Raw genomic sequence first — 26,980 nt, forward strand, 5'->3', positions numbered from 1 at the left:
AGATAAATGGTCAAAGGCCGTCTGAAAGTTTCAGACGGCCTTCAATATTAAATATAAACAGAAAATCAGAGAAAATATGAATATCAAACAATTTATCCAAGCCCTGCCCAAAGCCGAGTTGCACGTTCATATCGAAGGGACGTTTGAGCCGGGGCTGATGTTTGAAATCGCCAAGCGCAACCATATAGCAATTCCTTATGAAAATGTCGATGCGGTACGGCAGGCTTATGATTTTCACAATCTGCAGTCGTTTTTGGATATTTATTATGCCGGTGCCGGCGTATTGTTGCACGAGGCGGATTTTTACGATTTGACCCGCGCGTATCTTGAGCGTTGCCGTGAAGACAATGTCGTGCATACGGAAATATTTTTCGATCCGCAAACCCATATTGCGCGGGGTGTGGCGTTTGAAACCGTGATTAACGGCATTGTCCGCGCCTGTCATGAAGCCGGGCAGCAATGGGGCATAAGCACGCGTTTAATTATGTGTTTCCTGCGGCATTTGTCGGAAGAAAGCGCATTTGAAACGTTAAATCAGGCTTTGCCTTATAAAGAACACATCATCGGCGTAGGCTTGGATTCGAGCGAGCAGGGGCATCCGCCGTCCAAGTTCGAGCGCGTGTTTGCGCAGGCGCGGGCGGAGGGTTTGTTGACGGTGGCACATGCCGGAGAAGAAGGCCCGCCGGAATATGTTTATGAGGCTTTGGACTTGCTGCATATCCGCCGTATCGATCATGGCGTACGGGCGGAAGAAGATGAGGCGTTGATGGCGCGTTTGATTAAAGAACAAATGCCATTGACCGTTTGCCCGTTGAGCAATTTGAAATTAAAAGTGTTCCCTGAAATGGCGAAACACAATTTGCGCCGTATGTTGCAACGCGGCGTGTTGGTAACCGTCAATTCTGATGATCCGGCATATTTCGGCGGCTATATGAACCGCAATTTTGAAGCGCTTGTCGAGGCTTTGGATTTGAGTGCGGAAGAAATCAAAACCTTGTGCGCCAATTCGTTCCGCGCTTCGTTTTTGAGCGAGGCGGAAAAGGAAAAATGGATAAGGAAGATTGAAAGTTTTAATGTTGAATAACGATAAAAGGCCGTCTGAAAAAGTTTCAGATGGCCTTTTATGATGGCGGTTAATAATCAACTTTGATTTTAGGCGTTTCCTGAGCGGCTTTGTATTCTTCTTCCAATTCAAAACGCAGCGGATACAAATTCAATTTTTCCATCAGCAGGCGGTCGCCGTCTTCGTCCGGATTGCCCGTAGTCAGCAGCTTGTCGCCGTAGAAAATCGAGTTTGCGCCAGCCATGAAACACATGGCCTGCATGGATTCCGGCATATTGCTGCGGCCTGCGGACAGGCGGACGTAGCTGTGCGGCATGGTAATGCGCGCGACGGCGATGGTGCGGACAAATTCCGTCCAGTCCAAATCTTCGGCATCGGCCAGCGGCGTGCCTTCTACTTTAACCAACTGGTTGATCGGCACGCTTTCGGGCTGAGGGTCGAGGTTGGCAAGGCTGGCAATCAGGCCTGCGCGTTCGGCGCGGGTTTCGTTCATGCCGACGATGCCGCCGCAGCAGACTTTTAAACCGGCGTTGCGGACTTTGCCCAAAGTATCCATGCGGTCTTCGTGTTTGCGGGTGTGGATGATGTCGTTGTAGCGTTCGGGGTCGGTGTCGAGGTTGTGGTTGTAGTAGTCCAAACCGGCTTTTTTGAAGTCTTCAGCCATGCCGTCTTCAAGCATGCCGAAGGTGCCGCACACTTCCATGCCCAAGCCTTTCACCGCGCTGATGATTTCGGAAACGACAGCTACGTCTTTGGGTTTGGGGCCGCGCCATGCCGCGCCCATGCAGAAACGGCTGGCACCGCGCGATTGGGCAATTTTGGCTTTTTCAACGATTTCGTCCACATCCATCATCTGCTCTTTGCCCAGATTGGTGTTGTGGTGTGCCGATTGCGGGCAGTAGGCGCAGTCTTCGGGACAACCGCCGGTTTTGATGGAGAGCAGGGTGGAGAGTTGGATTTCGCGCGGGTTGAAGTTTTGGCGGTGGATTTCGGCAGCTTGGAAAACGAGGTCGAGGAAAGGCAGTCCGAACAAAGCCTCAACATCGCATTTTTTCCAATAACGCGCAGTCGGATGCGGCTTGCGCTCGGTTTGACGGCGCAAGGCTACGGGAGATACGGTCATAGTGTGTTCTTTCGTGTTTACAGCGACGCAGTGTCGCTGACGGCTTGACCGCCGGCGCAATGACGGCAGCAGCAGGTTTGAAATCAATATAAAAGGCCGTCTGAAACGGCGCAGCAAGTGTAACGCTTTTGATAATGTAGAGCAAATGTTTCAGACGGCCTGAAATATGGTTTGCCCGGGTTTGCTATAATCGCATTTTTAATTTTTCCGTTTTCTTATGAACGCGCCCAAAGCCTTCGCCGTACTCGGCCCGACCGCCGGCGGTAAAACCGCACTGGCCTTAAATATTGCCCGATCGTTGCCGGTAGAAATCATCAGTTTGGATTCCGCGCTGGTGTATTGCGGCATGGACATCGGTACGGCCAAGCCGACTGCCGAAGAGCTTGTTGCCGTACCGCATCATTTGATTGATATTATCTCGCCGCTGGAAAGTTACAGCGCGGCGGATTTTGTCGGCGACTGCGTGCGCTTGGTGAACGAAATACATGCGCGCGGTCGCTATCCGCTGATTGTCGGCGGCACGATGATGTATTTCCATGCGCTGACGGAAGGTTTGAACGATTTGCCCGGCGCGGATGCGGCGGTGCGCGCACAGCTTCAGGCGGAAAAAAAAGAACACGGTTTGGCAGGCCTGTATCGCCGTTTGCAGGAAGTTGACCCGATTACGGCAGGCCGTCTGAAAGCCAATGACAGCCAGCGTATTGAGCGGGCTTTGGAAGTCTATCTTCTGACCGGCAAGCCTTTGAGCGAACATTTCACAGAGCAGAAGCAGGCTGCGTCTTTATTGGATTTATGCACGGTTGCCCTTATCCCCGAAGACCGCCATTTGTTACACCAGCAAATCGAAAAACGCTTTTTAAGTATGCTGGAGCACGGTTTCCTAGATGAAATACACGCCTTACGCCGCGATTATCCGCAACTGCATGCCGATATGCCGTCTATGCGCTGCGTGGGCTACCGTCAGGCTTGGGATTATCTCGAAGGCGAAACCGATTATGACACCTTTGTCGAAAAAGGCATTATCGCCACGCGCCAGCTTGCCAAACGCCAGTTGACCTGGTTGCGGAAAATTCCTTTGGCGCACACGTTAGATCCTTACGCAGACAGCGATTATGTTCAAACGGCCTTAGCCTTGGCGCGTCAGCATTTTCAGGAATAATCCATGCTGACTACGCCACCACTTGCCCCTAAAGCATTGACCGCGCTAAAAGAATTGGGTATTTGTACGCTGGAAGATTTACAGGAAATCGGCGCAGTCCACGCATTTCTATTGCTGAAAGCGTCGGGTTTGACCGTAACCAAAAGCACCTTATGGCAACTGGCTGCGTTGGTTTCAGGTGTGGATGCCCGGCGTATTTCCGAGGAGAGAAAGACGGAGCTGTGCGAGGATTTGAAAAAACATCCGCCTGTTGCCGTTTTCCCTTCGCAAAGCGATATGGAAACCTTTATGCGGTTGGCGATAGAACAGGCCAAACAATCGGCGGTATTGGGCGAAGTGCCGGTTGGCGCGGTCATCGTATATCAAGGCGAGGCAATCGCAGCGACACACAATACCTGCATTGGCGACCACAATGTCAGCCATCATGCCGAAATCAACGCGCTTGCCGCCGCAGGTAAGACCTTGCAAAACTACCGTTTGGAAGACTGCGACGTGTACATTACCTTAGAGCCTTGCTCCATGTGCGCATCTGCCTTGATACAGGCGCGGGTCGGGCGTGTGATTTATGGTGCGGCTGAAGCTAAAACCGGTGCGGCAGGCAGCGTGGTCGATTTGTTTGCCGACAAACGTCTGAACAAGCATACCGCAATTTTGGGCGGCATATTGGCAGAAGAATGCCAAAGCGTATTGCAGGATTTCTTTGCGGCCAAACGTAAGGCCGTCTGAATTTCAGACGGCCTGTCAGCAAAAACACTTTATTTTAAATTTTCGGATTTCCCCATGTCAGTCAATCATTACGAAAACTTCCCAGTCGGCTCTATTGTGCTGCCGCGCCGTTTGCGCAAGCCGGTTCACGCCGTTTACGCTTTTGCGCGGACGGCGGACGATATTGCCGACGAAGGCAATGCCGAAGCAGTCGAACGCCTGCGCCAACTGGACGAACTGAAGGCAGAGTTAGACCGCATTACACAAGGTGGGAAATCGCAAACAGCTTTGATGCAGCGTTTGTACAACGAAGCGATTGAGCCGTTTCAATTACCGTTGCAGCTGTTTTACGATTTGTTGGCGGCGTTCAGTCAGGATGTGGTCAAAAACCGTTATGAAAATTTTGGCGAATTGATTGCCTATTGCCGTTTGTCCGCCAATCCGGTGGGGCGCATTATGTTGCATTTGTACGGGCAAACCGATGAAGTGAGCATAGCGCAAAGCGACGGCATTTGCACTGCCTTGCAGCTGATTAATTTCTGGCAGGACGTGGCGGCAGATTGGCAGAAAGGGCGCGTGTACATCCCTCAGGAAGATTTGCAGAAGTTCAAAGTCAGCGAAGAACAGATTGCGGCCGGCAAAGCCGACTTTGCTTTTCAACGACTGATGGCACACGAGTGTCAACGTGCCTTTCAAATACTGAAGGCCGGTTCGCCGTTGGGCAAAACCCTCAAAGGACGAATCGGTTTTGAGTTGCGCATGATTATTGTCGGCGGCCAGTTGATTTTGCAGAAACTGGACGGTTGCAAATATGACGTGTTTAACCAGCGGCCGCTGTTGGATAAGAAAGACTGGATGATTATCATCAAACGGGCTTTGATGAAGAAATAAAAAAAGGCCGTCTGAAATTGATGTTTCAGACGGCCTTGATGTTTTCGATTAGCGGTTTTTCAAACGGCTGATGCGGTTGTCCAAAGAAGGATGGGTGCTGAACCAAGAATCTTTGGCATCGCTGGCAATGCCCATTGCCGTCATGGTTTGCGGCAGGTCGCTGGGGTTGCCTTTCAAGCGTTGCAGGGCAGCAATCATTTTCGGCGCGCCCACCAGTTTTGCAGCGCCTGCATCGGCGCGGTATTCGCGTTGGCGGCTGAACCACATCACAATAATGCTGGCAAGGAAGCCGAATACAACCTGCAAGACCATGCTGACCATGAAATATGTGCTTTGAGAAGTGCTGCCGTCATTGTTGCGCGCCACCATGCTGGAAATGATACGCGCCAAGAAGACGACAAAAGTATTCACAATACCTTGAATCAGCGTCAGCGTTACCATATCGCCGTTGCCGACGTGTGCCATTTCATGCGCCAAAACGGCTTCGACTTCATCGCGGGTCATGTGGTCGAGCAGGCCGGTACTGACAGCGACGAGCGAGCTGTTTTTGGTGGCACCGGTTGCGAAGGCGTTAGGCTCGGGCGAGTTGTAAATGGCGACTTCCGGCGTTTTCAGATTCCATTGGCGGGCTTGCGCTTCAACAGTTGCCAACAGCCAAGCTTCTTCTTCACTTTGGGGTTGGTCGATGACGACGGCGCCGACCGAATGTTTGGCGATGGTTTTCGACATCAGCAGGGAGACAATCGAGCCGCTGAAGCCGACAACTGCGGAATACGCCAACAGGCTGCCGACTTGGTCGGTACTGTTGATGCCCAAGATGGCCAAAACAACACGGATGACAACCAAAACGGCGATATTGGTTGCGATAAACAAGAAAATGCGTTTCACCGATTATTCCTTTTTAGTGTGGTTTGTGAGGTGATTTTTATATGGGCGCATTGTCTCAAAAACTCTATAGAGATGAAACAGCATGATAGGCAAAGGTATGCAAATTCAAAGCAATTGAAGCAAAGGCCGTCTGAAAAGGTAGTCTCAACCAGTGAGAATCGCTTTTCAGGTGGCCTTTGATAGGTAAAACTATCTGCCGACTTCTTCCAGCCAGTTGCGCGGTATGAGGAATTGATTGAGGCGTGCTTCGGGCGAACCTTCTTCCGGCGCATATTGATACTCAAAGCGCACCAAAGGCGGCATGGACATCAAAATGCTTTCCGTGCGTCCGCCGCTTTGCAGGCCGAACAGCGTGCCTCTGTCCCAAACCAAGTTAAATTCGACATAGCGTCCGCGGCGGTAGAGTTGGAAGTCGCGTTCACGTTCTCCATAAGGCGTGTTTTTGCGTTTGGCCACAATCGGCAGATACGCTGTGATATAGCCTTCTCCGACCGCCTTGATAAAATTCAGGCAGGTATCGAAATTCCAGCGGTTTAAATCGTCAAAAAACAGGCCGCCCACGCCGCGTGTTTCGTTACGGTGTTTCAAGTAGAAATATTCGTCACACCATTGTTTGAATTCAGAATAAACCGATTCTCCAAATGGCGCGCATACGTCTCGCGCTACGGTGTGCCAGTGCACAATATCTTCTTTAAACGGATAAAACGGCGTCAAATCAAAGCCGCCGCCGAACCACCAAACCGGCTCGGCATTTTCAGGATAGGCAATAAAAAAGCGTACATTAGCATGGCTGGTCGGGACATAAGGATTTTTCGGATGAATGACCAGCGACACGCCCATAGCTTCAAATGCCGCGCCTGCCAATTCAGGACGGTGCGCCGTCGCCGAAGCAGGCATTTTGCTGCCTTTCACATGCGAAAAATTCACGCCCGCCTGCTCGAATACTGCGCCGTTTTTCAATACGCGTGTTTCGCCGATGCCCAGTTTCCCCGTCCATGCTTCATGCACAAATTCGGCTTCGCCATCTTCTTGCTCCAACGCGGCGCAGATTTGGTTTTGCAGGGTTTTGAGGAGGTTTAGAACGGATTCTGTGTGCATGATATTTCCTTGATGGTGTTTTGTTATGGGTAAATTTTTGCACAGGCCTATCTTGTAACCAAGCTTCATTCATCAGCAATAGATTAAAAAGGTATCGATGATGTTGCGATACCTTTCAGACGGCCTTGATTTATTCAGTAAAAAAGGTATGTGCGCCCAAATAGTTTTTGGCGTAAAACGGGGTGGAAAGTTTTTCGGTTTTGATGGTTTTGCCGCTGCTGGGGGCATGGATGAATTCGCCGTTGCCGATGTAGAGGCCGACATGGGAATATTTGTGCGCGCCGCCGGTATTGAAAAAGACCAGATCGCCGGCTTTTAATTTGTCATCGGAAATTTTACGGCTGGCGGCGGCCATATCGCGTGCGGTGCGTGGCAGGTTGACGTTGAGGGCGTTTTTATAGACGAATTGGATCATGCCGCTGCAGTCAAAGCCTGTGGCTGTGGTACTGCCGCCCCATTTGTAGGGCGTGCCGATCAGGCCCATGCTGTGAAGCATTAATTCCTGCGAACCTTGTGTGCGGTCGATATGGGAAATGCGGACAGGTTGGACTTTTCTGGCGGTTGTTTGCGGCTTGTGGGTTTTGTGTTTGCCGGTGGTGCCGCAAGAGGCCAACAATAGGCCGGCGGTACAAACAAATAGGGTTTTGCAGATGAGTCGAGACATGATGAATTCCTCCGGCCGCATGATTTATGTTTTCAGACGGCCTCTATAATAATCCTTCTATGGGCAGGATGGACAGGATTTTTGAAGTAACCCGTTTCCAGAATTTGGCTTCTGGTTCTTGTGCGTAAGTTCGTTTTTCACTTGGGTCATACCAGTATAGTTTATTGTAATTGCCAAGCGTTACCTGATAGGCGTAGTTTGGGGTGGTCGTAACGAGGGTGCGCTGCATTTGGCCTGCGATTTCGGGACTTTCGATGACGACACCCATTTCGGTATTGAGCCGTGCGGAACGTGGGTCAAGGTTGAATGAACCGATGAAAATGCGTTTTTCATCCACGATGAATGTTTTGGCGTGCAAGCTGGTGGCGGAGCTACCGGTCAAGCCGCGGTCTTTGGTGGTCGGAACGGCATGATTGGGTTGGAGTTCGTATAGTTTGACCCCGGCTTTGAGCAAGGGCTTGCGGTATTTGACGTAACCGGAATGGACGGCGGCAACGTCGGTTGCTTGGAGCGAATTGGTCAAAACGGTAACATCCACGCCGTTGTGTATCAGCTTTTCTATGGCTTTGACACCTGATTTTGTGGGAACAAAATAAGGCGAGACAAGGTAAACGCTTTTTTCAGGTTGCTTGAGGGCGTCTTGCAGGCGTTCGGAAATAGGCGGTTTATGCCGGTCACGGTCTAAGCCTTTGGCCGGATCGTCGCTGATTAAGCGTGTGCTGACGCTTTGCCATTCCATATGGTTGCTCTGCATTTTTTGATAGAGACTGGAATGCTCGATGCTTTGGCGATAGCGGATGAGCGTTTGATTTTTATCTTGGTCGGTGTAATTAAGTTCGGCCAGTCCTTTTTGCAGGTTTCCCCGTTTGATGACACTGGTCGCGTTATAGGCGGAATGGCTTGACCAGTAGCGGTCGAAGTCTTGGGAAACTTCGGTTACTACGCGGCCTGTGGCAAGAATGTCGAGGTCGGCAAAGATGGTATCGTCGTTAACCTTGAAATATTCGTCGCCGATATTGCGGCCGCCTAAAATGGTGGCACGGTTGTCGGCGGTAAACGATTTGTTGTGCATCCGGCGGTTAAGTCGCGGGAAGTCGGCAACATAGCCGAGTGCACGCCATTTTCTGAAAATAAAGGGATTAAACAAACGGACTTCGATATTGGGATGATTGTCGAGTGCCAGCAGGAGATCATCCATGCCGTTGGTGTTGTTGTCGTCCAGAAGCAAACGCACACGGACGCCGCGTTCGGCCGCGCGATGAATTAGGTTGAACAAAAGCTTGCCGGAGATGTCGTTGTGCCAGATATAGTACTGTAAATCAAGGGTATGGTCGGCGGATTCAATCAGGGCGGCTCGGGCGACAAAGGCTTCATGGGCATCGTTCAGCAGATAGATATGGGAAATATCGGCCTTTGAGGGGGCGGAAGGAATACCTAAGGTGCTGTCCAGTCGTGGCGTTGAAGGGATGTCAAGATAACTGCTTTGGGTGCGTTCGTCCAGTGATGGCAAAAACGCGGCGCAACCGCCCAATAGCAGGGAATAAAGAAGAGGAAGATGAAATTTCATGGGAAACCGGTACAAACAATCCCTACCTAAATGACATTTAGGCAGGGATTGAATTGAAATTAGGTTGCTTGAATCAGCTTAGAAGGCAACATAATTTGCCGGATTGACCGGTTTGCCGTTTTGACGGATTTCAAAGTGCAACTGGGTGCGGGATGCATCGGTATTACCCATGTGGGCAATGGTTTGGCCGCGTTTCACGGTTTGGTTTTCATTAACCAGCAGGCGTTGGTTGTGGCCGTATGCGCTCAAGAATGAGGAGTTGTGTTGGATGATGACCAAGTTGCCGTAACCGCGCAAGCCTGAGCCTGCGTAAACAACTTTACCGTCTGCCGCTGCAACGACAGGCTGACCTTGTGCACCGGCGATATCTACACCTTTGTTACTGCCGCCGAAGTTGGCAATAACGTTACCGGTAGTCGGACGCTGCCATGTGATGCCGCTAACGTTGCGGCTGCTGCCGGTAGACACGGTCGGTGTATTGGCAGGCGTGCTTGGAGCCGGAGCAGTGGTTGTAGTTGTTGGCGTAGAAGGTTTGCTTGCAGAAGCTGCCGGTGCAACGTAGCCTTCAGGTTTTACGCGCAGGGTTTGGCCAACGCTAATGGTGTTGTCGGCCAAGTTATTCCATGCACGCAGATTGTCTTGGGTAATGTTGTAGCGTTTGGAGATGTTGTAAACGGTATCACCGCGAACGACGGTATGTGTCGCTGCATTAATATCAACAGGCGCATAAGAAGGCGTGTAAGTGCCGGTGCTGCCGCTGTTGTATGTTGGCGCAGGTGTACTTGCCGGCGGAGTGTATGGAGCATCTGCCGCTGGGCTGGTGTTGGTATTGTAAGGCGCTGCACCGTAAGGATTGTCAGCGGTAGAACCTGTTGTTGAACCACCGCTTTGTGTGCCGACGACTACAGGAGCCGGTTGTTGGCTGGCACAGGCTGCAAGTAATAAAACCAAAGCTGCCGATCCGGCATAAGATACACTTTTTTTCAACATGTTAATGACTTTCGTATTCGGGTAATTGTTCTCGTCGGGGCATATCATAATAAAAATATGCTTGTTTCTCAAGTGTTCGGCTGTTAGGGACTGTTAAGGCGCAGGGATTTCTGACCAAAAGGAAGCGGTTTGCTCCATTTGTCCGTAGGCAGTCAAATCGACTTGCAGGGGGGTAATCGTGATGAAGCCGGCCGCGCATTCGCCAAAGTCGGTACCTTCTTCGCTGTCGGAAACATCGCCGACCGGCCCAATCCAATAAATTTGTTCGCCACGTGGATTATACATGGGAACAATGCTTTGTTCATGATGGCGACGGCCGAGCCGTGTTATTTTTATGCCTTGGATATCCTCAGGTGCGACGGCAGGAATATTGATGTTCCATAAGATGGGTTTGGAAATAGGGCGTTTGAGAAAGTAGGAAAGCAGCATCCAAGCGGCTTTTTCTGCGGTTTCCCAATAACGGCCGCTGGAATCGGCAAGAGAGAAGGCAATAGCGGGAATGCCCATCAGAAAGGCTTCCGTTGCGGCGGCAACCGTACCGGAATAAAGCGTATCGTCACCCATGTTTGCGCCGTTGTTAATGCCGGATAAGACCAAGTCAGGTTTGAAATCGGCAAGGGCATGCTGGCCGACATGAATGCAGTCGGTGGGCGTGCCATTCACATAGTAAAACCCGTTTTCCGCCTGTTTCAGTTGTAAAGGACGGTCTAAAGTCAGGGAATTGCTGACGCCGCTGCGATCGCGTTCGGGCGCAACCACCCTGACATTGGCAAATTCTGCACACACTCTTGCCAAAACTGCCAAACCGGGCGCAAGATAACCATCGTCGTTTGAGATTAATATGTTCATGTGACAATATTGTGTCTATCGGTAGAATGGGCGGTATTGTACTGGTTTGCTTGAGCGATTGTCCACGAATCGGCAACGTTTGGGCGGAAAGGATAATAATGAAACATTATGAATTAGACCCTAAAGCTTTATTGGGCGGCGTGATTGCTTCAGACGGCAATCAGGAGATTGTTCAGCTTTCACTGCAGAAGAATAATGAAATTCCGGCATATGAGACGGATGCGATTATTTTGCTTTTGGTTTTAAACGGCAAGGCCGAAATCAAAACGGTGGATCAAGTTTTGCAAACCGAAAGCTTGCAAGTTATCCGTCTTGAGCCGATGGAGGCGCACAGCATTCGCGCGTTGGCCGATAACACCAATATTTTGGTTATCAAACAATTGATTCATGAAACCGGTCTCAGCAAACGTTTGAGATTTGGAAGTTGCTGTCTGTAATGTAATAAAGGCTGTCTGAAAAATTTCAGACGGCCTTTTTAAAATCAACTAGATTTATTTCAAACCTTTTTTCACCAAATCTTCATAACCGCCATGGTTGGTTACGTTGGTGTAACCGGCTTTTTTCAGTTCGGTCAGCGCGGCTTCTGCTCGGCGGCCGCTGCGGCAGTAGAGGTTGACCGGTGCGTTTTTATCCGGGCTGACGGATTTGATGCGTTCAACGATTTGGTCGTGCGGAATATTGAGCGCACCTTGCAAATGGCCTTCTTTGAATTCTTCGGCAGAGCGGACATCAATCCAAACGCCTTTTGCTTTTGCGGGTTGTGCCGCGCTTTTTTCAACTTTAGGCATAGAGGCAGCGGAAGCGGCCAAAGGAGTGGCGATAGCGGCGGCAAAAAGTACGGCGGTCAGCAGTTTCTTCATGATTCAATCTCCTGGTAGATAGAAAATAATATAATAACTATATCAGTTTAGCATTTCATCAGGCCGTCTGAAAGGGGAGTCGTCTTTCAGACGGCCTGATTTTACAAGCTGATTAGCGTTGGGTTTCTACTGCTTCTAAGGCGCGCAAAGCGTAGGTATAAGCAGCACCTGCGTTTAGAGAAATAGCGGTGGCCAATGCGCCGGCGATTTCGCTGTCGGTTGCCCCTGCTTTGGCAGCGGCGGCTGCGTGCACGCTGATGCAGCTTTCGCAACGTGTGGTAATGGCAACGGCAATGGCAATCAGTTCGCGTGTTTTGGCATCCAGTGCTTCGGCAGCGGCTGCTTGTTCCAGCGCGCCGTAGGCTTGCAGCATTTTAGGATGGCTTTTGCCCAATTCACCGAATGATTTTTTTACCAAGGCTGTATGTTCAGGCCAATCTTTAAACATGATATTTCCTTTCTTGATGTATTCGGATAAGAATCAAAAAATCCTATCCGTTTGTGTTTGGTGTGTGTATTATTGCAATAATCAGACGAATTAAATCGTCAAAACATCTCATTTGTTGGTAAAAAACACTATGGATATTTTAGATAGACTGGTCGAATTGGCACAGATAAAGGGCAGTGTGGATGTTCAGTGCCTGTTTCAAGGGGAGTGGTATGTGCGGCATGAGCCCAAGCGTGCGCATGGTTTGGTGCATATCGTAACCGCCGGTTCGGGCTATATCCGAATTGATGGGGAGCAAGAGGCCAGGCTGCTGAGTGCGGGGGATATTATTTTCTTCCCCCGCAGCGTTGGGCATACTTTGAGTAGCGACAGTAATTGTGAAAATTTCGGTGTTCGCGTGCTGACGGCTGAGAATGGTGCATTTAAAGTCAAGCAAAGTCATGCCGGTGGAGAGGCTGCCTTGCATCTTTTTTGCGCACGGTTTGAATATGAAGCACAGGCGGATTTGATGATGGGGCTGCCTGATACCGTTTTATTGAACATTAACCATCCGTCTTTGCAGTATTTGGTGACCTTATTGCAATATGAGAGCAATCAGGCTTTATCCGGCTCGGTGGCAGTTGTGAATGCATTGGCTTCGGTGTTGCTGGTCTTTCTGCTTCGTGCCTGTTTGGAGAAAAATGAGGAAGCGCAATTAAGCGGTTTGCTGAATGGTTGGCAGGATAAACGTTTGCGGAATTTGCTTCAGGCAGTCGTCGAAAAACCGGAAGAAGAATGGAATATTGAGAAAATGACTGCGATGGCCAATTTGTCCCGCGCCCAATTGATGCGGGTATTTAAACAGCAGACGGGAACAAGCCCGCATGCTTTTGTAAACAGTATCCGCTTGCAGCAGGGGGCGTTATTGTTAAAGCAGACAGCCGATTCGGTTTTATCGGTTGCGCTTTCGGTCGGTTTTCAATCGGAAACGCATTTTGGCAAGGCATTTAAAAAGCAATATGGGATATCGCCGGGGCAATATCGTAAAAATGACCGATCTGATGAACCGGCGGAACCGGCGGAAGAAATGCCGATTTATTTTATTTGAGCAAATCATAAAAGGCCGTCTGAAAGTGTGAAACGAAATCTAGAATTTCCAGTACACTTTCAGACGGCCTTGATTTTAAAGCATGTCAATCAAACAGGATTAGTCCAGTTTTTTGAAATGGCGTCGGCGTTCCAACTCGCTCAGGTAACGTTTGCGCAGGCGGATGGATTGTGGCGTAATTTCAACCAGTTCGTCATCGTCAATGAACTCAACTGCACCTTCCAAAGTCAATTTGATCGGCGTAGTCAGGCGTACGGCTTCATCTGTACCGCTGGCACGGACGTTGGTCAGTTTTTTACCTTTCAGAGGGTTTACCACCAAGTCGTTGTCACGGCTGTGGATACCGATAATCATCCCTTCGTAGACTTTGTCGTTTGGAGAAACGAACATACGGCCGCGGTCTTCCAAGTTCCACAGGGCGTAAGCAACGGCTTCACCTTGCTCTTGAGAAACCAGTACGCCGTTGTGACGGCCGGGCATATCAGGTTTAACCGGAGCATAGTCGTCAAAAACGTGGCTCATCAAGCCGGTGCCGCGGGTCAAAGTCAGGAATTCGCCTTGGAAACCGATCAGACCACGTGCAGGAATGTGGTATTCCAGACGGGTACGGCCATTACCGTCGCTTTCCATATTGGTCAATTCGCCACGGCGACGGCCAAGCTCTTCCATAACGGCGCCTTGGTTGTCATCAGGTACGTCCACAGTCAGGTTTTCGTAAGGCTCGCATTTTTGACCGTTAATTTCACGGAATACCACGCGCGGTTTGCCGACTGCCAATTCAAAGCCTTCGCGGCGCATGTTTTCCAACAAAATGGTCAGGTGCAATTCGCCACGACCGGAAACGCGGAATACATCAGCGTCGGCAGTATCTTCAACACGCAGGGCAACGTTGGTCAGCAATTCTTTTTGCAGGCGGTCGCGGATTTGGCGGGAAGTCACGAATTTGCCTTCAGTACCGGCCAAAGGAGAAGTGTTGACCATAAAGTCCATGGTCAGGGTCGGCTCGTCCACGCTCAACATAGGCAAGCCTTTAGGATTGTCTTTGTCGGTAATGGTTACGCCGATGCCGATGTCTTCGATACCGGAAATAATCACGATGTCGCCGGCTTCAGCTTCTTCCAAAGGTACGCGTTCCAAGCCTTGGAAACCCAACAGTTGGTTGATACGGCCTTGGGCAACTTGTTCTTCATGGTTCATAACGGCAACGACTTGGCCGGGTTTGATGCGGCCGTTCAGGATGCGACCGATACCGAGTCGGCCGGTGTAGTTGTCGTAGTCCAGTTGGGAAATTTGCAGTTGCAGCGTTTCTTCCGCGCTGCCGCTTGGTGCAGGCGTGTGTTTCAAAATGGTCTCGAACAGAGGACGCATATCGCTGCTCTCGTCGTTTTCATCCAGTTTGGCAAAGCCGGACAGACCGGAAGCATAGACGATAGGGAAGTCCAATTGTTCGTCAGTTGCACCCAAGTTGTCGAATAATTCGAATGTTTGGTCGATAACCCAGCTTGGACGGGCAGACGGTTTGTCGATTTTGTTGATAACAACGATAGGTTTCAGACCCAAAGCCAAGGCTTTTTTGGTCACGAAACGGGTTTGCGGCATAGGGCCTTCTTGTGCGTCAACCAACAGTACGACGCAGTCAACCATGCCCAATACACGTTCCACTTCGCCACCAAAATCGGCGTGTCCCGGGGTATCTACGATGTTGATGTGGTAGCCTTCGTATTCGATGGCGGTATTTTTAGCGAGAATGGTAATGCCGCGTTCTTTTTCAAGATCGTTGCTGTCCATGACGCGTTCTTCGACTTGCTGGTTGGAACGGAATGTGCCGGACTGACGCAGCAATTGGTCAACTAATGTGGTTTTGCCATGGTCGACGTGGGCGATGATGGCAATATTGCGGATTTGTTTCATGATGATTTATGTGTTTCAGCTAGGTGCTTAAAAAAAAGATAACTGGTAATTATAGCACGATTCCTAAGTATTGACCGAGTAGAAGATTCAAAAAAATAAGGCAAAAGCAGTTGAGAATAATTCATAATTAAATTTGATTGATTTTGTGTTGGATTATTTGCTTTTATTTATGGTTAACGAATGTAAATGTTTTTGAATAATGCAATGGATTCTTAATATTAATGTCAAAAAATTGTTATTAAAAACAGGGGATTAATTTTTCAGACGGCCTTTTAGGCAGGTTAAATTTTTTGATAATTGTTTGTATTTTAAATAGAAAATTTGTCAAAAGTGCTACTTGTGCATACAATTACCTCATTCCATAACAACACACGAATCTTCATTCGTGATTATCAACTTTTAAAAGAAAGAGAAAGAATTATGCAAGGCAACCAAGCAGTTATTGATTACATGAACGAATTATTGTCTGGTGAGTTGGCTGCTCGCGACCAATATTTTATCCACTCTCGCATGTACTCTGAATGGGGTTACACCAAATTGTTCGAACGTTTGAGCCACGAGATGGAAGAAGAAACCACTCACGCCGAAGACTTCATCCGTCGTATCCTGATGTTGGGCGGTACGCCTAAAATGACCCGTGCCGAACTGAACATCGGTACTGACGTAGTCTCTTGTCTGAAAGCAGACTTGAATACTGAATACGAAGTACGCGATGCGTTGAAAAAAGGCATCAAATTGTGCGAAGAAGCTCAAGACTACGTTACCCGCGATTTGATGGTTGCCCAACTGAAAGACACTGAAGAAGATCACGCTCACTGGTTGGAACAACAACTGCGTCTGATCGAATTGGTCGGCGAAGGCAACTACTACCAAAGCCAACTGTAATCTAGCTTATAACATATAAGGAGCTGAATATGAAAGGCGATCGCTTAGTTATTCGCGAGCTGAACAAAAACTTAGGTTTGTTGCTGATTACCATTAACCAATACTTCCTGCATGCCCGCATTTTGAAAAACTGGGGCTTTGAAGAATTGGGCGAACACTTCTTCAAACAATCCATCCGCGAAATGAAATCCGCAGACGATTTAATCGAGCGTATTTTGTTCTTGGAAGGTCTGCCTAATCTGCAAGAATTGGGTAAACTGTTGATCGGTGAATCTACCGAAGAAATCATTGCTTGCGATCTGAAAAAAGAGTATGAAAAACATGATGCTCTGGTTGCAGCCATCGCTCTTGCAGAAGAGCAACAAGACTACGTCAGCCGTGATTTGTTGGAAAAACAAAAAGACATCAACGAAGAACACATTGACTGGCTCGAAACTCAGCAGGAATTGATTGGCAAAGTTGGTTTGCCAAACTACCTGCAAACAGCGGCGCAAGAGGACTAAAACACAAACCACTGCCAAATATAGCAGTCCCTGCTCCCATCAACGGCATATCTTTACGGATATGCCGTTTTCTTTTATGGAAATGTTTAAAGGCCGTCTGAATGTTCAGACGGCCTTGATTTTATATCGCTTTTAAACGGTATAGATAAGTAGTTTCCTTGTTTCTGGCAAACGCCAAAGGATCGGATTCATCTATTGCTTTTTTGTGTTGCGGTTTGGTTTTCAAAATATCGACTACATTGAGCGAGGCCGTCTGAAAGCATTGGTTTAGAAAGTCTTTATCGCGCAAATGCAAGTGTTCTGCCAAGTCGGAAATAATCAACCAGGCTTCGCCGTTTGGATTTAAGTGCTGGTGTACGCCATTGAGGAACGCGGTCAGCATGGCATGATTGGGGTCGTAAAGGGCAGTCTCGATGGCGGAGGTCGGTTTTGCCGGCAGCCAAGGCGGATTGCAGACGATAAGGTCGGCGCAACTTTCAGGAAATAAATCAATCGATTGAATGCTGACAGCTTTATCCAGGCTTAGATGCTCAAGGTTTGCTGTGGCGCAGGCAATTGCTTTGGGGTTGGTGTCTGTGGCAATGATGTTAGGTATGCCTCGTTTGGCCAAAATTGCGGCAATAACACCTGAACCGGTGCCGATGTCAAAGGCCGTCTGAATATTGGGAGTGAGTGGCGCTTGGGCGATTAAACCCAAATATTCGCCACGCAGTGGAGAGAATACGCCAAAAGGAACATGGATTTTTCCGTCTAGCTGCGGAATGCCTATACCTTTTTTGTGCCATTCGTGTGCACCGATAAAGCCTAGCAGTTGATTCAGCGGCAAGAGAAACGGTTTGTCGTTTGGTGTGCCGTAAACATCGCGAAGGGCGGCGTAGATGTCGGGTGCGCGTGCATTGTCCAGTTGAAAATTCGGTTGGATTTCAACGGCAAGCATATTGAGCAAACGGCTTTGCTGAGCCTGTTTCATACGGTGGGCGTGGAAGGCCGTCTGAATATCGGCGGGTGCGCCTTTCTTTTTTTCAGACGGCCTGCGGATACGCTTTTTCATTGCGGCCAAGACTTGCTTAGCATTGTGAAAATCGCCAGTCCAAACAGTTGCAGTTTGCGTGTGGGCATTTTTTAAGATTTCTGCTGCGCCTACTTCTTGTATGTAAACCGCCTGCTTAGGCGGCTTTTGTGTGCTTTCGTTGCGCCATTCGATGTCGGAACGGTTGGTAGGGATAGTATGGGGCATAATGTGTTTCAAATCGGGGAAATAGGGGATTAGTTTACTATATTTAGGATGTGTTCGGTTTGAGAGGGGCTATTAATAGTCTAAATTAGACAAAATGTATAAAAATTTCTCTATTTTTAAAATTTGCACCAATATTTTGATAAAAATAGATTGTCGTTTTGTCTAAAATGAGTATAATGCAAAACCAGAACACAATAATCTTAATTAGATTTGGACAAGGAACATCATGCAATTAGACATTGACCGTTTGGTTGCCTATTTTGGCGGCGTAAACGCGCTGGCCGAAGCCCTGAAACAGCACGACCCGGAAAATGCTGCGACAACTGCGGCTATCTACAAATGGCGTACACGCGGTTCTCTGCCTTTGGCTCAGTTGCAAAAACTGACCGCTTTGGCGGAAGCGCAAGGCAGACCGCTTGATTTGAATGCTTTTTTACAAAAAAACGAATCTCTGGAGAGAACAGAAATGACACAAACCAACCGCGTTATCATTTTCGATACCACTATGCGCGACGGCGAGCAGTCGCCTGGCGCATCCATGACCAAAGAGGAGAAAATCCGCATTGCCCGCCAGTTGGAGAAAATGGGAGTGGATGTGATTGAGGCGGGTTTTGCCGCCGCCAGTCCGGGCGATTTCGAGTCGGTTAATGCGATTGCCAAAATCATTACCAAATCTACAGTTTGCTCATTAGCTCGTGCCGTTGAAAACGATGTGCGCAAAGCAGGCGAAGCTGTTTCCCCTGCGCCGAATAAACGTATTCACACTTTTATCGCCACCAGCCCGATCCACATGGAGCACAAACTGAAAATGAAGCCGCAGCAGGTCATCGATGCGGCGGTCAAAGCGGTAAAAATTGCCAAAGAATACACTGACGATGTGGAATTTTCTGCCGAAGACGCAGTGCGTTCGGATTTGGACTTCCTTGCCAAAATCTTTACAGCGGTTATTGAAGCGGGGGCGACTACTATCAACATTCCCGATACTGTCGGCTACTCCATCCCTTCCGTATGGTACGAGCGTATCAGCAACATCATCAAAAGCGTTCCCAATGGCGACAAAGTAGTTTGGTCGACCCACTGCCATAATGACTTGGGTATGGCGGTTGCCAACTCATTGGCTGCTGTTCAGGCAGGTGTGCGCCAGGTGGAATGTACCATCAACGGTTTGGGTGAACGCGCGGGCAATGCCAGCCTTGAAGAAATCGTGATGGCGTTGAAAGTGCGTCATGATTTGTTTGGCTTGGAAACTGGCATCGATACCACGCAAATCGTGCCGGTATCCAAACTTGTGTCCACCATTACCGGCTATCCGATTCAGCCAAATAAAGCAGTAGTTGGTGCAAATGCCTTTGCACACGAATCAGGCATTCATCAGGACGGCGTGTTGAAACACCCTGAAACCTATGAAATCATGACTGCCGAATCAGTCGGCTGGTCAACCAACCGCCTGACTTTGGGTAAACTCTCCGGCCGTAATGCTTTCAAAACCAAGCTGGCAGATTTGGGTATCGAATTGGAAAGTGAAGAGGCGTTGAACGCGGCATTTGCACGCTTCAAAGAGCTGGCGGATAAGAAACGCGAAATCTTTGATGAAGACCTGCACGCTTTGGTGTCTGACGAAATGGGCAATATGAATACCGAAAGCTACAAATTCATTTCCCAAAAAATCAGCACTGAAACCGGCGAAGAACCGCGCGCCGATATTGTGTTCAGTATTCGCGGTGAAGAAAAACACGCTTCCGCTAGCGGCTCAGGCCCTGTTGATGCCATCTTCAAAGCCATTGAAAGCGTAGCACAAAGTGGCGCAACCTTGCAGATTTACTCTGTCAATGCGGTAACTCAAGGTACAGAAAGCCAAGGCGAAACTTCCGTCCGCCTGCAACGTGGCGACCGTGTGGTCAACGGCCAAGGTGCGGATACCGACGTATTGGTGGCAACTGCCAAAGCCTATTTGTCTGCGCTGAGTAAATTGGAATTCGGCCAAGCCAAGCCAAAAGCGCAAGGCAGAGGCATGATTTGATTTGCGGCATGATTTAATTTTTTGAACAAGTAAAGGCCGTCTGAAATCGTAGTGATATGTTTCAGACGGCCTTTTTTATTTGGTCAAAAAATAGTTTGTTTATTGAAGTTTAAGCAGTCGGTCTTGTTCGACAGACAATACGCCGTCTACTTTTTTGAAATAGGCAATGGCATCTTCAATATTGGTCTTGGAGGACGGACGAATAGCAATGCCGTTCAGGTTTTTGTATTCATAAATCAAACTTGCGCCGGAGGCTTTCACTGCTTTTAGCAATGGCGCAGAACCGGTTTGGGCATCATAGAAGATAATCAGGTTGCCGGTAGTATCTTGGGCTTGTTGCTGAGATGGAATAGCAGTTGATTGAGTAGGAATGCTTGGGCTTTGGCAGGCGCAAAGCAGGGTGGAGAGTAGGACGAAAGCAAAAGTTTTGTTCATTGCAGGGGTTAAGTGATTAAAAAAGTTGTCTGAAAATGAGTTAAACGAAATAATGGAAGATAAATTTAGAAAGATAGTTAAATCTTTAGGTTATAAAGGATAAAGGAAAAAAATGAATTTAAGTAGTATATATAATTTTTCGCTAAATCAATATAATTTCTTTTTTGAGATAAATTGGGAATTTAATTTTCTGTATTTAGAAAAATTTAACAAATATGGTCAAATCTATATTGATTCTTGTTTTTATATTAATTTAGGAAATAGTCTGTCTCTATATATTGCCGGTGAAGAAGATTATGGCAATTTATTGGATTTTATAGAGTTTATCTTAGATAACAATCAAGATGAATTAAGTTTTGAATCATTTACTACTAAGATACGTAAAAGAAATAATATATTAAATATAAAATTTAAGAAAAATAATATACTGAATATGGAGGTATTGGGTGGTAAAGAACGAAATATAAATATAGATTTCAGTAATGAGTTATATGCAGAATTAAATTCTTTAGTATCGAAAATTCAAGATGACTATAAAAAAATTTCTTCTAATTTGGATATAATTAAAAATATTTGGTTTGGGACTGATGCAGATTAGCAGTTATACCCAGCAATTGTCTCACACAATATAAAAAACGAAGCTGGTATGGTCGTCAGAATACAAAGATTTCTATTTGCTTTTCAGACGACCTTCCCGACGACATCGATGGTTATGCTTCAGGCAATTCCATGGCTAGAACGGTTTGCTCTTGTTTGGCACGGAAAGCGGCCAGTTTTTCAGCCAATTCAGGATTTTCGTTGGCTAAAAGTGAAATGGCAAACAGCGCTGCATTGGCCGCACCGGCTTCGCCAATAGCAAATGTGGCAACAGGAACGCCTTTGGGCATTTGCACAATCGAAAGCAGGGAGTCTTCGCCGCGCAGATATTTGCTGGGAACGGGAACGCCCAAGACGGGTACCGTGGTTTTGGCAGCTACCATGCCCGGCAAATGCGCTGCGCCGCCTGCTCCGGCAATGATGGCTTTGATGCCGCGTTCGCGTGCGGTTTCGGCGTATTCAAACATCAAATCAGGCGTACGGTGTGCAGAGACGACACGCGCTTCGTATTCAATGTCGAATTCTTTGAGAAATTGTGCTGCCTGCTGCATCACCGGCCAATCGCTGTTGCTGCCCATAATAATGCCGACTTGGATCATGAGGAGTTCCTTTTGCTTGAATGGATTAAGGGTAAAAAATATTTAGACGGCCTTGGGGATGACAAGGCCGTCTGAACGTTTATCTTTGTTTGAGACTGATAGAAGCGCGTTTTGCCGCTTCGCTGTTGGGGAAGCTTTGTATCAGTTTACGCCATGTGCTGCGGGCGATGTCTTTTTGTTGCAGTTTGTATTGGCACTGACCGATACTGTACATGGCATCGGGAGCTTGCGGGCTGTTGCGGAATCGGTTGGCGTAGCGGTTGCCGATTTCGATAACGGATTCGCAGTTCCCCAGACGTTGTTGGCTTTGCAGGAGGAGGTACATATTGCGGCGGGCAATTTCGCTGCCGTTGCCGCCGTCTGCCTCTTTCAAAATGGCTACTGCGGCAGAGAAGTTGTTGCGCTGGTAGTATTTTTGCGCCTGATTATAAAGGCGCAGTTCGTTTTGCGAATCTGAGTCTGTTTCAGACGGCACGCCGCCGCCATTGGCCAAATAATTCATTTTCAGCTTGCGGTCGTCCAATCGCTGGGCTTTGGGTTTGGAGGCCGAAGTAGTCGGACGTTTGCTGTTTCGTTGTTGTTCTAGTGTTTGCAAGCGTTGATTTAATTCTTCGACCGTACGTTCCAGTCGGGCGATTTGTATGCCCAAGTGGTCAATCTGGGTTTGTGCGTCCAAGCGTGGATAGGGGATACTTTTTTCATGCAAAGGCTCGCGTGGAATATCCGGCAGGACAAAGTTGGGATTGTCGGCAGGTTGATGGGGATGGGAAACGGCGCATGATGCGGCCAATAGAGTAAGCGGTAAAAGAAACAGGGAACGTGATAATGTTTTCATCGGATTGTGTTGTTTTATTTTTTTAGTAGCAGTGTCAAACCGTCGCCGATAGGCAGGGTAATGGGAATAATGCGTGTATCGTGCGGCAGATTTTGGTTGAAATGGCGCAGGATATCCAAGCTGGGCGGATCGTTTTCGGCAGCTTCATTCATGACGCGACGGCCCAATAAGATATTGTCGATGGCAATCACGCCGCCACTCCGTACCAGTTGCAAACAGCGTTCAAAATATTTCGGCGTAGGCGGTTTGTCGGCATCGATAAGCGCCAAGTCGTAGCTTTCCGATTCGCCTTGCACAATCAAATCATCCAAAGTCAGCAAAGCCGGCTGCAGATGAAGCGAGATTTTATGCGCTATGCCTGCTGCCTGCCATGTTTCGCGGGCAATATCGGTAAAGGTTACATTAATGTCGCAAGCCGTGATTTTGCCGTCTTCGGGGAGGGCGAGCGCCATGGCGGTGCTGCTGTAACCGGTAAAGACGCCAACTTCCAAATATTTTTTGGCATTCAATAATTTGGCCAACCACGCCAACATGGTTGCCTGCTCTTGTGCGATGGCCATCTTTCCCAGACGATGTGATTGGGTACGCTCGCGCAATGCGGTCAAAACGGGATGTTCGGATTGACCGATGCTGTTGAGGTACTGCTGTAACGCCGGATCGGTATTGTGGGTGTTGGTCGTCATACCGATACGGGTTAGTCTTGATAATAGGTGTAAGGTTTTTTGTTGACTTTGGCCGCTTCAAATTCAGCCTGTTCGGCCGGATTGAGGGTAACATCCCACAGCAAATGGCGGTTTTCGAGGCGTTGCGCTTCCATTTCGGGATTGTCTTCCATGAGTTTGTCGAGGAATTGGGTAGCTTCGGATTTGTAGTGGTACATGATGTTCTCTGCCTGAATCGTTGTCAGACCGTCATTATAGCCGATATTTTTTGCCAATACGCTAATTAATCGAACTTCCATAAGGTATAATGGCACGTCTTTTTTAGGCCGTCTGAAGCCTTTGCTCAATGTTTTGCCCCTTCTGCGGCAGAATATTGTGCAAAGGCTTAAGCCGGACAAGTTTCAGACGGCCTTTTTTATTGTGAAAAGAGCTGCTTATGTTAAAAAAATGGCTGCATAAAGTGTTGCCTAAAAAACACGTCAAATCGTTGCCCGAAAAGGAAATTATCCCGCTTGAGCAACACGGTATCCGCGGGGATATGTTGAGCTTTGCCGCGGAGAAAATTGCCAAACGCCTGCATGAGGCCGGTTTTCAGGCTTATGTTGTGGGCGGTGCTGTTCGGGATTTGTTGCTCGGGGTCGAGCCCAAAGATTTTGATATTGCAACCGATGCCACGCCGGAGCAAATCCGTAAAATATTCCGCCGCAGCCGCATTATCGGCCGCCGCTTCCAAATCGTTCATGTGATGATCGGCCCTGAAACCATTGAAGTGACAACGTTCCGCGGCGACGATAAGGTTCAGCAAAATGCGCAAGGCCGCATTATGAAGGACAATACTTACGGCAGCATTGAAGAAGATGCCATGCGTCGCGACTTTACTTGCAATGCGCTGTATTACGACCCGATTAAAGAGGAGATTTGGGACTTCCATCAGGGCGTGGCTGATGTTGCTGATAAAAAATTGGTGATGATAGGCGATCCTGCCGAACGCTATCAGGAAGATCCTGTCCGTATTCTTCGCGCCGTCCGTTTGTCGGGTAAATTGGGCTTTGAAGTGGAAGAGCAAACGGCTTTGCCGATTGCAGAATATGCAGGCCGTCTGAAAAATGAGCCTGTTGCTCGTCTTTTTGACGAAATTCTGAAAATTCTGTTTTCCGGTTATTCTCGTGCCTGTTTGAAAAGGCTAAACGAGTTGGGTATTCCCGAAGGCATCCATCCGCTTTTAGATGCCTTGAAAACTGCTGAAGCGGCTGAAAACCGTATGATTATGTTGGCCTTGAAAAATACCGATGAGCGCCTTCGTGCGGATAAGTCTGTTTCCGTCGGTTTTGTATTGGCGGCGGTATTGTGGCCGACACTAAACGCCATTTGGCAACGCAATCAAAGCCATGGTCAAAAACCTGTCCCTGCGTTGATGGATGCGATGAACACCATGCGCGATACGGTGGAGAAAGGTTGGGGCATTCCGCAACGATTTTCTGCAACCATGCGTGAAATCTGGCAATTTCAGCCGCAATTTGACAATATGCGCGGCGCACGCCCATATCGTCTGCTATCACAAGCCCGTTTCCGAGCTGCTTATGATTTCCTGATTTTGCGTAGCGAGGTTGGCGAGGTTGATAAAGAGATGGCTTCTTGGTGGACAACTTTCCAACATGCCGATGAGGAAGCACGCCAGCAAATGACTGCGGCTAATGATCACAAACGTCAGAAACAAAGTGGATCAACTGATGGCAAACCCAAACGTCGCTGCCGTCGTCCGAAAAAGAAAACCACTGAGGCTGAATAAATTATCAAAATTAGTTTAAGGCCGTCTGAAACGATTAAATCTTTTGAGATTTGGTTTTCAGACGGCCTTCGTATTTCAAAAAAAAACCGCAGGTCTTTCAACCTGCGGTTTGCTTTTATGATTTGTTTTCTTCGCTGTCGAGGAAGCTGCGGAGACGGTCGCTGCGGGTAGGGTGGCGCAGCTTGCGCAGGGCTTTGGCTTCGATTTGACGGATACGTTCACGGGTTACGTCAAATTGTTTGCCGACTTCTTCGAGCGTGTGGTCGGTATTCATATCGATACCGAAACGCATGCGTAACACTTTGGCTTCGCGCGGTGTCAGGCTTTCGAGGATTTCTTTGGTTACTTCGTGCAGGCTGGTGTACATCGCAGCTTCTGCCGGAGCAACGTTGTTTGCATCCTCGATGAAGTCGCCCAAGTGCGAATCGTCGTCATCACCAATCGGTGTTTCCATGGAAATCGGCTCTTTGGCGATTTTCATGATTTTGCGGATTTTGTCTTCCTGCATTTCCATCAGCTCGGCCAGTTTGGCGGAATCAGGCTCTTCACCGGTTTCTTGCAGGTATTGGCGTGAGATACGGTTCATTTTGTTGATGGTTTCAATCATGTGAACCGGAATACGGATCGTACGCGCTTGGTCGGCGATGGAACGGGTAATCGCTTGGCGGATCCACCATGTGGCATAAGTCGAGAACTTGTAGCCGCGACGGTATTCGAATTTGTCCACCGCTTTCATCAGACCGATATTGCCTTCTTGAATCAAATCAAGGAACTGTAAGCCGCGGTTGGTGTATTTTTTGGCAATGGAAATAACCAAACGCAAGTTGGCCTGAATCATTTCCTGTTTGGCGGCTGAGGTTTCTTTTTCGCTCAACACCATGTTTTTGTTGATTTCTTTCAACTCTTCGATGGAAATGCGGGTTTCGGCTTCCATATTTGCCAGCTCGGTTTGTTTTTCGAGGATGGCGTGGCGGAAACGATCCAATGCGTTTGCCCATACACGGCCTTTGGCTACTTCTTCTTCTACCCATTCCAAATCGGTAATGGCTGGCAGGAAGTTTTTGATGAAGTAGTCGCGCTCCATGCGGACGCGGTCGATACAGATGTCGCGGATTTCGCGTTCGAGTTTGCGGATGTTTTCAACGCGGCTGCGCAGGCTGCTGCTCAGGTTTTCGATTTGACGTGTGGCAAAACGGACTTCTAACAGTTTGTTGGCAATGGCATCGCGGTGCTTCAGGTAGTTGGCATGCTGACTGCCGTGTTTTTCCAACTGTTTGATCATTTTGCCGTATTCGCTCTCGATAAAGGCGAAATGTTCCAAAACTTTTTGTTTCAGTTCGGCCAAATGGGCGGCGGATATGGCTTCGGAATCACTGCCGGAGTCATCTTCATCATCTTCGTCGTCATCTTCGACTTCGCTGTCGGTTTCGCCTTCTTCGTCATCAGGTTTGGCATTTTCCAAATGACCCAAGCCTAATTCGTTCAACAAGACTTCATTAGGGTCGATGATGGCTTCAACGACTTCATCCACACGGATTTCGTCGTTACGGACCTGCTCGATCAACGCCAGAATTTCGGCAATCGAGCCTGGGCAGGCGGAGATTGCCTGCACCATGTTTTTCAGTGCATTTTCGATTTTTTTGGCGATGATGATTTCGTCTTCACGCGTCAACAGATCGACTTGCCCCATTTCACGCATATACATACGTACAGGATCGGTTGTACGGCCGAATTCTGAATCTGCGCTGGAGAGTGCTGCTTCGGCTTCTTCAACGGCATCGTCGTCAGTCATGGCGGCGGCGTTGTCGCTCAAGAGGATGTCTTCAGCATCGGGGGCTTGCTCGGTTACTTGGATGCCCAAGCCGGAAATCATGCTGACGATGTTGTCGATTTGCTCGGCATCGGACATATCGTCGGGCAGGGCGTCGTTAATTTCGGAATAAGTGATGTAGCCGCGTTCTTTGCCCATGATAATGAGTTGGCGCAGACGCGCGCGCTGCTCTTCGATACTCAAGGGACGGTTGTCGTCTTGGTCTTGGTATTCTTCGTAGTTTTGGTTTTTAGACATGGATTGCTCTCTAGGTTGATAGGATGCCGACGGTTTACGGTGATGTG

The 26,980-nt window shown here is 48.5% G+C and carries 28 protein-coding genes; 11 read left to right on the plus strand and 17 right to left on the minus strand.

Going from position 1 to position 26,980, the window contains the following annotated elements; genetic code table 11:
* Window positions 1–76: 76 nt before the first annotated feature.
* Window positions 77–1,084 (plus strand): adenosine deaminase, encoded by a 1,008-nt coding sequence (locus CYJ98_RS03010; RefSeq protein ID WP_101755222.1) that lies wholly within the window; start codon window positions 77–79, stop codon window positions 1,082–1,084.
* Window positions 1,085–1,133: 49 nt separating this feature from the next.
* Here the strand turns inward: CYJ98_RS03010 and bioB are convergent, their stop codons facing one another.
* The gene (bioB, locus tag CYJ98_RS03015; protein WP_004519884.1) at window positions 1,134–2,186 is read right to left on the minus strand and encodes a biotin synthase BioB; all 1,053 of its coding nucleotides are present in this window, start codon (window positions 2,184–2,186) and stop codon (window positions 1,134–1,136) included.
* 217 nt (window positions 2,187–2,403) lie between these two features.
* Here bioB and miaA point away from each other — a divergent pair, with 217 nt between their 5' ends.
* From miaA to hpnC, 3 genes are read left to right on the plus strand one after another with little or no spacing between them, the layout of a single operon-like run.
* Window positions 2,404–3,345 carry a tRNA (adenosine(37)-N6)-dimethylallyltransferase MiaA gene (gene miaA, locus CYJ98_RS03020; RefSeq protein ID WP_101755223.1) on the plus strand — a complete coding sequence of 314 codons (942 nt, stop codon included), beginning with the start codon at window positions 2,404–2,406 and terminating at the stop codon, window positions 3,343–3,345.
* 3 nt (window positions 3,346–3,348) lie between these two features.
* Window positions 3,349–4,071: a tRNA adenosine(34) deaminase TadA gene (gene tadA / locus CYJ98_RS03025; RefSeq protein ID WP_004519882.1), complete on the plus strand. Its 723-nt coding sequence runs from the start codon at window positions 3,349–3,351 to the stop codon at window positions 4,069–4,071.
* Between the two features lie 54 nt (window positions 4,072–4,125).
* Window positions 4,126–4,941, plus strand: coding sequence for a squalene synthase HpnC (gene hpnC / locus CYJ98_RS03030; protein ID WP_004519881.1), 816 nt, complete (start codon window positions 4,126–4,128; stop codon window positions 4,939–4,941).
* A gap of 48 nt (window positions 4,942–4,989) precedes the next feature.
* On the opposite strand, the gene htpX is transcribed toward hpnC, so the two are convergent.
* From htpX to surE, 6 genes are all read right to left on the minus strand, one after another.
* The gene (gene htpX / locus CYJ98_RS03035) at window positions 4,990–5,829 is read right to left on the minus strand and encodes a protease HtpX (RefSeq protein WP_101755224.1); all 840 of its coding nucleotides are present in this window, start codon (window positions 5,827–5,829) and stop codon (window positions 4,990–4,992) included.
* A gap of 189 nt (window positions 5,830–6,018) precedes the next feature.
* Window positions 6,019–6,927, minus strand: coding sequence for an oxygen-dependent coproporphyrinogen oxidase (gene hemF, locus CYJ98_RS03040; protein ID WP_101755225.1), 909 nt, complete (start codon window positions 6,925–6,927; stop codon window positions 6,019–6,021).
* Window positions 6,928–7,057: 130 nt separating this feature from the next.
* On the minus strand, window positions 7,058–7,591 hold the full coding sequence (locus CYJ98_RS03045; RefSeq protein ID WP_049349635.1) for a C40 family peptidase: 534 nt from the start codon (window positions 7,589–7,591) through the stop codon (window positions 7,058–7,060).
* A 43-nt stretch (window positions 7,592–7,634) separates the two neighbouring features.
* Window positions 7,635–9,158 (minus strand): phospholipase D family protein, encoded by a 1,524-nt coding sequence (locus CYJ98_RS03050; RefSeq protein ID WP_070849901.1) that lies wholly within the window; start codon window positions 9,156–9,158, stop codon window positions 7,635–7,637.
* Window positions 9,159–9,236: 78 nt separating this feature from the next.
* Complete coding sequence (locus tag CYJ98_RS03055; protein ID WP_101755226.1) at window positions 9,237–10,148, minus strand: peptidoglycan DD-metalloendopeptidase family protein; 912 nt, start codon at window positions 10,146–10,148, stop codon at window positions 9,237–9,239.
* A gap of 93 nt (window positions 10,149–10,241) precedes the next feature.
* Window positions 10,242–10,997, minus strand: a complete 756-nt coding sequence (gene surE / locus CYJ98_RS03060; protein ID WP_101755227.1) for a 5'/3'-nucleotidase SurE — start codon at window positions 10,995–10,997, stop codon at window positions 10,242–10,244.
* 98 nt (window positions 10,998–11,095) lie between these two features.
* Between surE and CYJ98_RS03065 the strand changes: the two genes are divergently transcribed.
* Window positions 11,096–11,434 carry a hypothetical protein gene (locus tag CYJ98_RS03065; protein ID WP_101755228.1) on the plus strand — a complete coding sequence of 113 codons (339 nt, stop codon included), beginning with the start codon at window positions 11,096–11,098 and terminating at the stop codon, window positions 11,432–11,434.
* Between the two features lie 54 nt (window positions 11,435–11,488).
* On the opposite strand, the gene CYJ98_RS03070 is transcribed toward CYJ98_RS03065, so the two are convergent.
* A complete protein-coding gene (locus CYJ98_RS03070) occupies window positions 11,489–11,857 on the minus strand; it encodes a rhodanese-like domain-containing protein (protein ID WP_003746517.1) in 369 nt (122 codons plus the stop codon).
* Between the two features lie 112 nt (window positions 11,858–11,969).
* A complete protein-coding gene (locus CYJ98_RS03075) occupies window positions 11,970–12,305 on the minus strand; it encodes a carboxymuconolactone decarboxylase family protein (protein WP_036491029.1) in 336 nt (111 codons plus the stop codon).
* 130 nt (window positions 12,306–12,435) lie between these two features.
* Between CYJ98_RS03075 and CYJ98_RS03080 the strand changes: the two genes are divergently transcribed.
* Entirely contained in the window at window positions 12,436–13,392 is a 957-nt protein-coding gene (locus CYJ98_RS03080; RefSeq protein WP_101755229.1) for a cupin domain-containing protein, read from the plus strand.
* Window positions 13,393–13,491: 99 nt separating this feature from the next.
* Here the strand turns inward: CYJ98_RS03080 and typA are convergent, their stop codons facing one another.
* The gene (gene typA / locus CYJ98_RS03085) at window positions 13,492–15,303 is read right to left on the minus strand and encodes a translational GTPase TypA (RefSeq protein ID WP_101755230.1); all 1,812 of its coding nucleotides are present in this window, start codon (window positions 15,301–15,303) and stop codon (window positions 13,492–13,494) included.
* Window positions 15,304–15,723: 420 nt separating this feature from the next.
* Between typA and bfr (CYJ98_RS03090) the strand changes: the two genes are divergently transcribed.
* Both bfr (CYJ98_RS03090) and bfr (CYJ98_RS03095) read left to right on the plus strand, forming a co-directional pair.
* Window positions 15,724–16,188 (plus strand): bacterioferritin, encoded by a 465-nt coding sequence (gene bfr / locus CYJ98_RS03090; RefSeq protein WP_101755231.1) that lies wholly within the window; start codon window positions 15,724–15,726, stop codon window positions 16,186–16,188.
* A 29-nt stretch (window positions 16,189–16,217) separates the two neighbouring features.
* The gene (bfr, locus tag CYJ98_RS03095) at window positions 16,218–16,691 is read left to right on the plus strand and encodes a bacterioferritin (RefSeq protein ID WP_003680736.1); all 474 of its coding nucleotides are present in this window, start codon (window positions 16,218–16,220) and stop codon (window positions 16,689–16,691) included.
* A 121-nt stretch (window positions 16,692–16,812) separates the two neighbouring features.
* Here bfr (CYJ98_RS03095) and CYJ98_RS03100 read toward each other — a convergent pair whose 3' ends face one another.
* Window positions 16,813–17,928 (minus strand): methyltransferase, encoded by a 1,116-nt coding sequence (locus tag CYJ98_RS03100; protein WP_101755232.1) that lies wholly within the window; start codon window positions 17,926–17,928, stop codon window positions 16,813–16,815.
* Window positions 17,929–18,154: 226 nt separating this feature from the next.
* Here CYJ98_RS03100 and CYJ98_RS03105 point away from each other — a divergent pair, with 226 nt between their 5' ends.
* Window positions 18,155–19,948 carry a 2-isopropylmalate synthase gene (locus CYJ98_RS03105; RefSeq protein WP_101755233.1) on the plus strand — a complete coding sequence of 598 codons (1,794 nt, stop codon included), beginning with the start codon at window positions 18,155–18,157 and terminating at the stop codon, window positions 19,946–19,948.
* A gap of 99 nt (window positions 19,949–20,047) precedes the next feature.
* Here CYJ98_RS03105 and CYJ98_RS03110 read toward each other — a convergent pair whose 3' ends face one another.
* Window positions 20,048–20,383 carry a hypothetical protein gene (locus tag CYJ98_RS03110; protein WP_101755234.1) on the minus strand — a complete coding sequence of 112 codons (336 nt, stop codon included), beginning with the start codon at window positions 20,381–20,383 and terminating at the stop codon, window positions 20,048–20,050.
* A gap of 112 nt (window positions 20,384–20,495) precedes the next feature.
* Here CYJ98_RS03110 and CYJ98_RS03115 point away from each other — a divergent pair, with 112 nt between their 5' ends.
* Complete coding sequence (locus CYJ98_RS03115) at window positions 20,496–20,981, plus strand: hypothetical protein (RefSeq protein WP_101755235.1); 486 nt, start codon at window positions 20,496–20,498, stop codon at window positions 20,979–20,981.
* A 112-nt stretch (window positions 20,982–21,093) separates the two neighbouring features.
* Here CYJ98_RS03115 and purE read toward each other — a convergent pair whose 3' ends face one another.
* The 4 genes from purE to CYJ98_RS03135 all read right to left on the minus strand — a co-directional run bounded on the left by purE (window position 21,094) and on the right by CYJ98_RS03135 (window position 23,294).
* On the minus strand, window positions 21,094–21,579 hold the full coding sequence (gene purE / locus CYJ98_RS03120) for a 5-(carboxyamino)imidazole ribonucleotide mutase (RefSeq protein ID WP_101755236.1): 486 nt from the start codon (window positions 21,577–21,579) through the stop codon (window positions 21,094–21,096).
* Window positions 21,580–21,658: 79 nt separating this feature from the next.
* Window positions 21,659–22,414, minus strand: coding sequence for a tetratricopeptide repeat protein (locus CYJ98_RS03125; RefSeq protein WP_101755237.1), 756 nt, complete (start codon window positions 22,412–22,414; stop codon window positions 21,659–21,661).
* A gap of 14 nt (window positions 22,415–22,428) precedes the next feature.
* Window positions 22,429–23,097 (minus strand): class I SAM-dependent methyltransferase, encoded by a 669-nt coding sequence (locus CYJ98_RS03130; RefSeq protein ID WP_101755238.1) that lies wholly within the window; start codon window positions 23,095–23,097, stop codon window positions 22,429–22,431.
* A gap of 11 nt (window positions 23,098–23,108) precedes the next feature.
* Entirely contained in the window at window positions 23,109–23,294 is a 186-nt protein-coding gene (locus CYJ98_RS03135) for a DUF3460 family protein (protein ID WP_070461836.1), read from the minus strand.
* Window positions 23,295–23,512: 218 nt separating this feature from the next.
* Between CYJ98_RS03135 and CYJ98_RS03140 the strand changes: the two genes are divergently transcribed.
* Entirely contained in the window at window positions 23,513–24,865 is a 1,353-nt protein-coding gene (locus tag CYJ98_RS03140; protein ID WP_101804490.1) for a polynucleotide adenylyltransferase PcnB, read from the plus strand.
* A gap of 115 nt (window positions 24,866–24,980) precedes the next feature.
* Here CYJ98_RS03140 and rpoD read toward each other — a convergent pair whose 3' ends face one another.
* Window positions 24,981–26,933: an RNA polymerase sigma factor RpoD gene (gene rpoD, locus CYJ98_RS03145; protein WP_101755240.1), complete on the minus strand. Its 1,953-nt coding sequence runs from the start codon at window positions 26,931–26,933 to the stop codon at window positions 24,981–24,983.
* Window positions 26,934–26,980: the final 47 nt, after the last annotated feature.

The sequence above is a fragment of the Neisseria perflava genome (assembly GCF_002863305.2).
GTDB lineage: Bacteria > Pseudomonadota > Gammaproteobacteria > Burkholderiales > Neisseriaceae > Neisseria > Neisseria perflava_A.